This window comes from Trichocoleus sp. DQ-A3, from assembly GCF_039961975.1.
Classification (GTDB): Bacteria; Cyanobacteriota; Cyanobacteriia; order Cyanobacteriales; family FACHB-T130; genus FACHB-T130.
In genome coordinates, this window is the sequence record NZ_JAMPKC010000054.1 from 1 (window position 1) to 10,866 (window position 10,866).

A 10,866-nucleotide genomic window follows, 5' to 3' on the forward strand; every position below is an offset into this window, starting at 1 on the left:
AACAACTGGGGTAACGACGGTAGAAGAAGTGCTACGAGTGTTACCCCACAGTGCTTTATCCCGAAAATAATGAAGCGTCAATTGGGCGGAAAAACTTGGGGGTGGGCTAAACTAACAAGTCATCAGGAGACGTAGATCGCTCAGTTAGCGCTTGATCCAAGTTCTTCTCCAATCCGGAATAACAGACTTTCCCGACGGGTGATCGCATTCTTGACAGCGATTCAGGAGTCCTGCTCTAGCAAACCAGAACGGTCGATTGGAGTTAACAGAGAACTTTCCTTCAAGTCGGAATACTCGACTTTCCCGACTGGTGATCGCAGTCAGGGCAGCGGTTTAAGAGTCCGACTCGCTCAAACTAGAATTCTCGATTGGAGTTGAGAGAGGCTTTTCTTTCAATCCGAAATCGATGACTTTCCCGTTCTGTCCCACAATTGGGAATAGCATTGATAGCGTTGCGGTGGCGTGAACAGCGGTCGCTGCCCGACTATTTTTGATGAATCATTTATTTCATGAGTCGCTTAAGTGGAGTACCAGAAAATTAGGCATTGACAAGTAGTAACTCTGATGCAAGATTTAAGAGAATCTAAACGGTATAAAATCTCTTCTCTTCCCAGTCGTATTCCCAGCCAAAACCATCTGGATCTGAACTTTGACTCTGAAGCGATTGCTTTCATTCCGCGTCAATTGGGATGGGTCTCGTGAATCTCGCACAATTCTCATCACAGTGTTTTTTGATAGCCCCAGTTCTTGGCTACTTTCCGGTAGGAGAGTCCTTGCCGTACTAGCTCTAACACCTTTGATTCTTTCTCTCAAACTGGAGCCGGAATGCACCCTGGCTGATTAGTTTAACGGATGCAGAGTAGTCGTTATACTCTTCCCTCGCACGAAAACCAAAAGCTGAAACCCTTGATTACTGGCATCTCAGGATTTGCTCACATAAGACCGAAGGTCTTATGTGAGCAAATTGGTATTGGGTACAGCAAAACTATTACCTGAGCGTTGTCTGAAACGACCTTAGCATACCAGGTACAGTTTCCCTATCGTTAGGGTTTACCATGCGATACATAGGCGAATTAACAGCTTTTGGTGCGTATCCAGTCCGCTATAAGGAATTATTTTGGCGGTATGTAGGAGAATTCTAATCTACTGGAATTCCAATAGTAGAACCACTACTAGGAAATGATGGAGGCAATGGAGTAGAACCTGGTGTATTGCCAAATATTAGCGCACTAGGAATCCACTTTTTGGTAGTACCCACTATCCGATACCACCACTCATCTGGAGTTCCTAACTGGACATCAGTAATCCTTTCTCCATAAATCCAACTATCAAAAGTAACCGATTCCCTGTAACTTTTAAACCCAATCTTGGAGAAATTAGTGCTGGGGCTAGAGCAGACATTTGCACCAGCACTTGACTTACCCATCTATTAAATCTTGGAGCCACACGAATATCTAAGTTTCTAGTTATGTGGAAGTATCTCCAAGCAAGCCATACGTAGCAGAGATATCGAAACTGTTAAAAGATTAAGGAAATTGCCCATGCTGATATGCTTTTGCCCGTTGTCCATTCCAGAATATATATCCTCCTTCAAAATCGGTTCGCATTCCTCCATTCCAGGCATATTCGCGCTTGGTGGGAAAACCTAACCAACCACCAGAACCATTGGGAAAGCTATATTCACTATATTCTCGTTGCAAATCATACCAAAGAGGAACAGCACCGTATTGCGGTGTCCAGTGAATAGTGCCGTTTTGGTAAACACGGTATTTGCCAGTTGTGCCTTGTGGCGATTTAGTCGCATCGAAGTAACCAGAAAGTGGAGAACCTAAACCGACTGGACTCGCCGAATAGGCTTGATCTATGGCTATTTCCCAACTGGGTCGTTGTCGCCAAGATGGTTGTTGACCTGGTTGCAAAGCTTCTGTCTTTCCGTCACTGATTCGGAATCCAATACGACCACCTTCAAAATCTGCAAAAATGGTATCCCCGTCAATGTATTCCCGCTTGGTTGGCGCTCCTAACCAATGATTGTGACCGCCGATATTGATGTAGAAAGCACCAATGCTTCCCCAAGTAGCAACTCGGTTCCCGTTATTCCAGTGGTAGTAAAGCCGTGCTTTACCATTTTCACCCGCAAATTCTTGGATGGCTAGAGGTGAGCCTTTGCTGCTGGTGCCGCCTTTTTCGTCAGAGCGGGGATAGCCGAGATATGCCCAGCCACCACCGGGCAGGTTTGCTCCAACAGGGCCACCTACATTTTTGTATTCTTTGAGAATTTCTCCCCACACCACGTAAGCTTTGTTTTGACCATCTTCGAGCATGATCAAAACTTCATTATTATTGGAGTCAAGGAAGCGTTGTGTCCAGCCATTACCCCATCGATAAGCATCACCTTGAGCTTTGAGTCCGCGACCTTGACCGTTGACGCGGTTGTAGGCATCTATAAAGAGATTGGGTGCGCGTGAGCCACGACCGATCGGATTGTCTAGTGGGTTTGAAATACCGCTGACTAGCAAAGAGTACGCTTGTGTGAAGGAATTACCCGAATGATTGACATTAATCGTGTAAGTTCCAGGCATAGGCGTATCAATTAGCACCTGTTCGATGTTATCGACATGGTTACGGGTAGTGCGAACTGCTGGTGCTGAGGGATTATTCGGGTCGAGCGTCCAAGGGTAAAATACTTGACCGTTTGGTGCGGTTATCGATAAATCAAGATCGTTGACGAGTACACGAGTCGTTTCATCTAACCCATTACCATGTGGAGTTCCTGGTGGATCGGTCCAGACGAGCGTAGCTTTTAGTGAGCCGCTACCATTAGATGTAATCTGATAGCTTTGTTGAAAACCTATGTATGTGCTTTCTATTAGACGATTGGTTACTTGATTTTTGGCGTTAGTCAAGAATGTGGCGGCAGCAGCCCCATCAACAACGCCCCATCCATAGGTATAGTCTGGTCCTTTATTGCCAGCATCAAAAGCTGTATGAGTTATTACACCTTTAAGTGTGGCACTACGGGGAGATACACCGTAGAGGTTTTTGTAATGTTGAGTTAGTAATGCGGCTGTTCCTGTTACGTTTGGTGTTGCCATAGACGTACCGCTAGAAGATTTGTACGCCGTATCGGAACTAGCTAATGTTGAGTAGACATCTATTCCATTACCAACAACATCAACCTTGAGTCGCCCATCATCCGTTGGCCCCCAGTTAGAGAAGGATGACATAACAACGTTACTGTTGTTATAGGGATCAGCTGTAATTGCGTTGATGGCACCAACTACTAAAGTGTTTTTGGCTACTGCGCCCTCCGAAGATAGAGTATCGTAGCCACTATTTCCGCCATCTTTACCAGGAGCAGTTGTAACACTACTGTTGGGGATTTTATACCAGCCTGCTTTTTGCCAATTGGGGATATTACCGGGATTTGATGAGAAATAACTGACGTAAGTGTTGTTTCCAGATTGATTTCCGAAACTATCACTGCGATCGTTACCCGCAGCCCATACACTTAGCAAATTAGGGTTGTTATAGAGTATCCGATCTAAGTCATTAGAGCCTTGACCGTACTTCCCAAAAGCTTCAGCTTCAGAAAATAGTGCTCGATTTGACCACCAAGTATCAATTGCTCCGTAAACACCGATTCCAGACCAATCAATTCCAGAAGTCCAGCCTATTACTTTACCGTAAGAATGGTTAGATAAACTCAACCCTGTCTTAGCAGCAGCTTCTAATTCTTGGAAATGGTTATTCCAATCATAGCTACGGATATTAACTTGATTAGCCATACCGCGAGCTTCAGAGTTAACCCCAGTAGCTCCTATTGTTCCGGCAACATGGGTAGCATGATCGTTGAAATTTGAGGCTGAATCACTAATGACAACACGAGAACCAAACTCTTGATGTGTATTGCGGACTTTTCCTTGATCCCATACACCAACAGTCACACCAGAACCATTTAGGTTTAGTCCTAAACCTCCACCTGACCAAAGTTGATCTGCATTAGTTGTATCGGCGGCGTTCCTATTAGAAAAACCACCAATCAAATTTAACTCATCTGGACTAGGGCCTCCCAGGAACCAAATATCATCAGTAAGCTTAATAGGCTCTGGTAAAAAGCCCATTTCAGGAGTAATTTTAATTACCGATTCCTGGACTTCTGGTTCTTCATCTTTAGGTGGCTCTATTGGTAATGGTTTGACTGGCAATAACTCTGGTTGTGTCGCCTTCGCCAAATGCACCGCCGCCGCCATATTCAACAAACCAGCGCCCGTCTCGCCATCCCATCCTGGTGTCTTCAAATCAGCCGCAGTATTCTTGAGAATCTCAATCACTTGGCGATAGCTCAAACCCGGATTAGCCGCCCACACCTGAGACACTGCACCTGTAACTTTAGCGCTGGCTACAGAAGTCCCAGCCATTGTACCCACACCATCGCCAGTGGTAGACAGTTCTGGATTCTCAACGGTCCCACCGGGAGCCATAATATCCAGACCGTTACCATAAGACGAATAAGCAGCACGGTCAAAAGCTTTGGAGAGTGCCACTTCGTCGTTGACCCGTTCAGCCGCACCTACAGTAATAATGTTGTCAAATTCCTGGGAAGCTTGACCTAAAACCGACATCACGCCGCCATCGTTACCAGCAGCCGCCACAATCAGCACATTATGTTGACGGGCATACTCAATCGCTGCTCTCTCAGCCGGGGTAAACTCATAGCGCGTCGTCACACTGCCATCCCGGTTAACTTGAGTCAAGTCAAGGCTGAGGTTAACTACGGCATTCGGTTGTCCTGACTCCTTGGCAGCATCTACAAATTCAACTAAAGAATCTGCCCATTTCCCAGAACCAATGGCGCGTCCTACCCACAGAGGTGCATCGTCATTAATACCATCAATTCCAACTCCGTTGTCCTGAGTTGCGCCAATGATGCCTAAAATATGGGTGCCATGCTCGTTTCCTTCACCATCTGATAGCAACGGGTTAGCATCCCCATTTACTCGGTCTTGTCCTAAAATAATCCGGCTGTAGTCAATATCGGGATTATTGGCACTGAAACCCGTATCAATCACGCCCACCAAAGGCTGATTTGCTTTGGCAAACTCAAACCGCTGCGGCTGAACCGTGTTGGTTACGGGTACTTCCTCTACATGAGTGTGTTCTTCTACAACATCTGTACTATCAGCTGGATTTTCAGCAATGTCTTCATTGTCGGGAATTGTGTCAACAGCGATCGCTTCCCCATCATCTACTGAGTCTTCAAAATCGGGAATTGTGTCAACAGCGATCGCGCCCCCATCATCTACTGTGCCTTCTAAGTCAAGAATAGGATCGACAGCGATCGCTCCCCCATCATCAGTATCGGGTGTAACGTAGGGTTCAGCATAAGCGATCAACGCCTGACCCATATCGGTGTTGCGCCAATCTTTACCAGAGTCAATTACATCATCCAGATGTACTGCTTGGGCTTTTGCACCCCGCACCTGGAAGATAACGTCGTTATAGTCTTTGTCTGTCCAGCCATCAACCCGCATATCCTCCATCACGAAGGTATTGCCATCTCCCGTGACATCGGCAATCTGTCCCATGTGGAACAGATCAGTCGGTTTGCTTGTCGTCATTGAGAACAACGGACGCCCGTAACCCTCAGCAGCAGGATTATCAAATAGCTGCTGCACCGTACCATGAGGCACCAGCATCACACCAAAAGTGCCGCCCGGACGCATCGAGAAAGTCTTAACGCCCTGGTATGCCCCAGTGTTAAAGTTGCCTTCATGGGGCAGTGCGCCACTAAACCTCGCTCCCTCGGTAGCGTCAGCGATCACTATATGACCCAATTCGGAATTAGAGAGTGCGCGAGAAGCTGCTTCTTTAATAAATGCCTCTGAACCCGGCTCAAAGCCATCCATCCCATCCAGGCTGAAAACGGCTAATTCTCCTTGATACTGACCGCCGTCAAATAAGAAATCAATACTCACCTCGCCAGTTTCGCCCACGGTGAACACACCAGAATTAAAGGGGGGACTGGGTTGGATAACATCTGTTACTGGGTTGTTTGCATCGTTGTAGACAAAATCAACAGCTTCGATGCCATCATCGGGTATCTCAGTATCTGCGTCTGCACCTGTAGCGTCTGTATCAAGTAGGTCAACATCAACGCTTGCGTCTGTAGCATCTGTGTCGGCATCTATATCCGGTAGATCAACATCAGCGATTGCATCTGTGTCTCCATCCGTATCAGGTTCGACATCAGCGATCGCATCCGTCGCATCTGTATCCCCAACGCTACCAAGTAGGTCAACCGAAGCGTTCGCATCTGTATCAGCATCTATATCCGGTAGATCAACCGAACCAATAGTAGAGTTGGATTCTGCAATAGCCGTCAGTGAGTCATCTTTATCGCCATAGAAGAAGCCAACGGGTTCGATGTCTGCATCCGAAATTTCCATTTCATACGTACTGGCTGCGAACGTTCCCGTTGCGTCAGTTTCCCCATCCGCATCCGGTAGCTCAACATCAGTAACTGTATCGGTCGCATCTGTATCTGCATCCGCATCAAGTAAATCGACATCAGCGATCGCATCCGTCGCATCCCCATCGCTATCAAGTATGTCAACATCAGCGATCGCATCCGCCGCGTCAGCATCGACATCCATCTCTGGTAGGTCAACATCAGCCAGCGTATCCATGTTCCAATCCATCACCACAGGGTCAGGCGCGCTATCTCCGCCGTCTAACAAACCACTGGGCGTCAAAATCGGCTCCAAAATAAACGTCTGCAACGATGTTTTCTGAGGTGACTTTTGGGGCTGAAATCCAATCGCCGCAGCACGCTTTTTGGAGAAAAACTTAAACAAACCCATAGATTCCCCTTAGTGATGACTAATACTTTGCATAGCGCCAGCAATTTGCAGTGATTATTCTCTGGCTTGATACAATTTAACTTTTGTTCTTTTTTTTGAAGTTAGAGAAATTACTGAAATTCTCTGGCCAGATTATAAATTCATGGAGAAGCTCAGCCCAGTTCTACACCACAGTTTATAGAGCTGGGATGAAGCAAATGCTGCACGTCTTACAGTGTTAAAGAATATGTTTAATCAGTAAATATGCGGATAAATCTAGATATTTAATTTAAAAACTAACTAGATTGGCAAATTAATCTGTTTTGCTTGACTTTTCTACTTTTATTGAAGATTCCGGTTTATCCTGGGAATTGTGCATCTACCGTAAGTAGGACTTTCGGTCATGAATCTTGAGGATGGATTCGCTCCAGGAGAAAGTTACAACTGGATTTGTCCCGACCTGACTGCTGATTGGAAGCTAGGCAAACTTCGCAATTCAGACGAATTCGTTCTCCAGTCACTTGAGGGGAACCGACGCATCCGGTTTTCTGCCACCGAAGGCTATGCTCTGCAATCCTTTACTGGGCGGTTTACTGTGGGACAAGTCCAAGAGCGTTGTCAGCAACAGCTAGGCAATGCTATCTCCCCCGACTTTGTGAGTCAGTTGCTTTCAAAGCTGGTCGTCGTAGACATTTTGACGCTATCCGATGCCGAAGAAAGTCCCACGCCAGGGGCTTCTGGGTCGGTACTGAAAGCCTGCGTACAGTGGATTAAACACCCGGATGGCTACTGGATTTTACGCAACCCGGAAGATGTAACGTTTATCCAGGTAGATGATACGGGTAAAGCGGTAATTTCCGATTTGGGACAACGGCAACTAGAAGCGATCGCCCAAAAATACAATATCAGCACTCAGGAGTTGCGAAAACTCCTACAACAACTGGCTGCTACTGGAATGCTGGTGGGAACGAAACCACAAAAGCCATCCAGAGGGAAGTTCACTCCCATGCAACTGCTGTTTTTCAAACTGTCCCTGTTTAATCCTGACCGCTGGTTAAGCAGACACGTTGATAAATTGCACTGGATATGGACGCGGACTTTTGCCTTATTGTTGTGCTTCTTCCTGGGATGGTCAAGCGCGATCGCTTTCTCCCACAGTACAGACATTTTACTAGCTGGTCAGCAGCTGATGAGAACTCAGGGAGGCTCTCTAATGCTGCCTTTCGGACTTTTGGCGATGCTAGTAGTGACACTCCACGAACTTGGTCACGCCTTTACGCTGAAGTATTACGGTGGCATTGTCCCAGAAGTGGGGATGATGTTTATGTTCCTGATACCCGCAGCTTACACGAACACGACAGATGCCTACTGCTTGGTGAAGCGAAGACAACGGGTACTGGTTGTCGCTGCGGGTGTGATTTGTCAAGTAGCGATCGCTGCGGGTGCATTTTGGATGTGGCAAATTTCATCCATGTGGCTGCACACGACTAGCTTTTTACTCATGGCCGCGGCTTTATTCACTGTTGCCGTTAATCTTAATCCGCTATCCAAATTTGATGGCTATTATCTGGCAGTTGCGATGAGTGGCATCAACAATCTGCGGAGTCGCTCATTTGGATTCTATGGCAACTTGCTGCAAGGACGAAGTACCAACGAAAAACCAGGCGATCAAGCTTTTTTAGCAGCTTACGCTCCATTCAGCTTACTGTACAGTCTTTTGGTTTTCGGTAGTCTCTTGGGACTGGTGACAGGTTGGACGCTGACGAATATTCCCACCATTGCCATCATCTTACTCACACTTTGGGCGATTTACTTTTACTGGCCATCTACCTCTAAAACTATGACTTCTAACGCACCGACACCCCGTCCGCAGCCACAACTAAAAGTCGTTCCTCCCACCACCACTCCCTCCACTACACCCTCAGTTACCCCGGCGACACCTCCAGCTTCCGTCGTTGCTTCAAAACCAAACTCGTTAAAAAAGTGGATAACCATTAGCGTTGTACTTGTTGGTATCAGTGGTTTGGGATTGATTCAAGTACCTAATTCCGTCCCTGGCGAAGCGGAAGTGACTTCCACGACAAATGCCAGACAAGCGGTTACGGCGAAACTCTCTGGTATTGTCAAAGAAATCTATGTTAGCCACAATCAACAAGTTACACCCGGACAAACTCTAGCGATTTTATTCAGCAAAGAGCTAGAAGATGAGATTGCTAAAGCTCAACAGGAAGCAGCTCAAGCAAAGCTTAATGTAAAAAATTATGAACAACAGCTAAATAACCTTCAATCTCAAGTGAAAGAAGCTGATGTTAATGAAACTAATGCTCAACAACAAGTTGAGCAAGTTGTTGAGAAAATAGCGCAAGGGAATTCCTTCCCTCAAATTCGGGGATTAGAACATCAGATAGATGAAATTGAAGAGGAAATAACGGGAGTTAATAATCAGATCGAAAAAAGCTCAGCTCGTCTAAAACGTTATCAATCATTTGAGAAGGGTGTTATTCCTTTAAATGATGTGGAAGATATAGAGAAAGAAGTCGATAACTTTTCTAGTCTCAAAAATAAACACCAGAAACAGATAGCCACTAAAAAATCCGAGATAGAAACAATTAAACAACAGCTTCAAGAACAGCTTGCTCAACGGCAAGGCGAACTCAAGCGCATACAAGCTGTGCGGCAGTCTATATTACAGCAAGTCGAAAATGCCAAAACGGCTATTCAAAACCAGCAGGAAGTAGCTATCAAGATGGATGCGGAAATTCCCAGAAGAGAAGAAAAGAAGAAGCTGTTGGAGTTAAAATCTGAGACTGCGGGGATTGTGATTGCTGAGAAAATTGACTTAATGAAAAATAACCTGCTCAAAGAGGGTGAGCCGCTGTTAGAAATTTTCAATCCGAATAAACTGAGTATTAGTATTAAAGTTCCCCAAGAAGACAAAGATTTGCTGAAAGTGGGAGCAAGTGTGAAGTTTTTCCCTCGCGATGCTGGCGGTCGTAAATATACAGGTAAAGTGCAAGAAATTTCGTCAACGGTGGCGGTAACTGAAACTCAACCTAAACCGACTTTGAGTGTCCGGATTTTGATTGACCAGCCAGATTTACAGTTGCAACCGGGGATGAAGGGGTATGGCCATATTGAGTCTGAGTCAATGCCGTTATATAAAAAAGCACAGCGGGAGTTGCTGAAACTGGTGCAACCGGGCCTATTTGGTATTGGCTAAATAGAAACCCGCAAATTCTTCAGTACGGCTTGCTCAATGTTAATCATTTTGGGGTTACGTATCTAGAGGAATAAAAGTTTAATAATCAAGGCTATCAAGCTATTTGATGATTCCAAAAACTGTACGATAGGCGTTAAATTTGGTGTTTCAAACGGTTGTTTGGAAAACAAAATGTTTATCGAAAAAAACCTTAAGTGCAAGAGCTGAGATACAGGTAATATCGAAAATCAATCCCTATCGCTAACATTCAATTATCAAGTTACGTTAGTTATTGCTGAATGCATGGCAACAGGTGCAATTATTGAGGAGATAGGACAACCAGATAAAAGAAGCACTCGCTTTTCATAAGCGTTCTTAGAAATTCGCAGCAGAGGTTCAACGTTGTCTCACAAGAGGCAAGGGGTCAATTTCTCGCCACGCAAGTAGCGGTTGATGCAGTCATGACTGATGCTATCAAGGCGATCAGCCAAATTTGTCATCGTGTAATTGATGGGACTGCTCAGTAAATACTGGCACTGATCTAGTTTAATAAGGTCATTCCTCTAGTCTAGGGCTTGCCTCTTCAGCTCCTCGCCTACTTCTGCGTAAGTCTCGGATATTGTTTGGCAAATCATGTATTCCTTTGAGAGAATATTGAAGTTGACATTCCTTGAAAGGAATATTAGAGTGAGAGGTAGCAAGTGGCTTGGATTTGGGAACTGTATCAGGACGCGAGTGGAGAGATCCCAAAGGATCTGCTGGCTTTCTTCGTTGGACTCATGTCACCAGATGAGTTCCCCCCAGATCCGCCTGTGCCAGTGCTAA

Annotated in this window: 3 protein-coding genes; 1 reads left to right on the top strand and 2 read right to left on the bottom strand. The window is 45.7% G+C overall.

Translation table 11 applies throughout. The features are described 5' to 3' along the window. Nucleotides 1-1,138: 1,138 nt before the first annotated feature. Both NDI44_RS28555 and NDI44_RS28560 read right to left on the bottom strand, forming a co-directional pair. On the bottom strand, nt 1,139-1,426 hold the full coding sequence (locus tag NDI44_RS28555; RefSeq protein ID WP_190416446.1) for a hypothetical protein: 288 nt from the start codon (nt 1,424-1,426) through the stop codon (nt 1,139-1,141). Nucleotides 1,427-1,526: 100 nt separating this feature from the next. Beyond that, complete coding sequence (locus NDI44_RS28560) at nt 1,527-6,863, bottom strand: S8 family serine peptidase (RefSeq protein WP_190416447.1); 5,337 nt, start codon at nt 6,861-6,863, stop codon at nt 1,527-1,529. A 382-nt stretch (nt 6,864-7,245) separates the two neighbouring features. Here NDI44_RS28560 and NDI44_RS28565 point away from each other — a divergent pair, with 382 nt between their 5' ends. Further along, complete coding sequence (locus tag NDI44_RS28565) at nt 7,246-10,062, top strand: efflux RND transporter periplasmic adaptor subunit (RefSeq protein WP_190416448.1); 2,817 nt, start codon at nt 7,246-7,248, stop codon at nt 10,060-10,062. The last annotated feature ends 804 nt before the right edge of the window (nt 10,063-10,866 follow it).

What these genes read in the sequence shown, in the direction of transcription:
- NDI44_RS28555 (WP_190416446.1), bottom strand. Translation starts at nt 1,426, where the DNA reads ATGGGTAAGTCAAGTGCTGGTGCAAATGTCTGCTCTAGCCCCAGCACT.
- NDI44_RS28560 (WP_190416447.1), bottom strand. Translation starts at nt 6,863, where the DNA reads ATGGGTTTGTTTAAGTTTTTCTCCAAAAAGCGTGCTGCGGCGATTGGA.
- NDI44_RS28565 (WP_190416448.1), top strand. Translation starts at nt 7,246, where the DNA reads ATGAATCTTGAGGATGGATTCGCTCCAGGAGAAAGTTACAACTGGATT.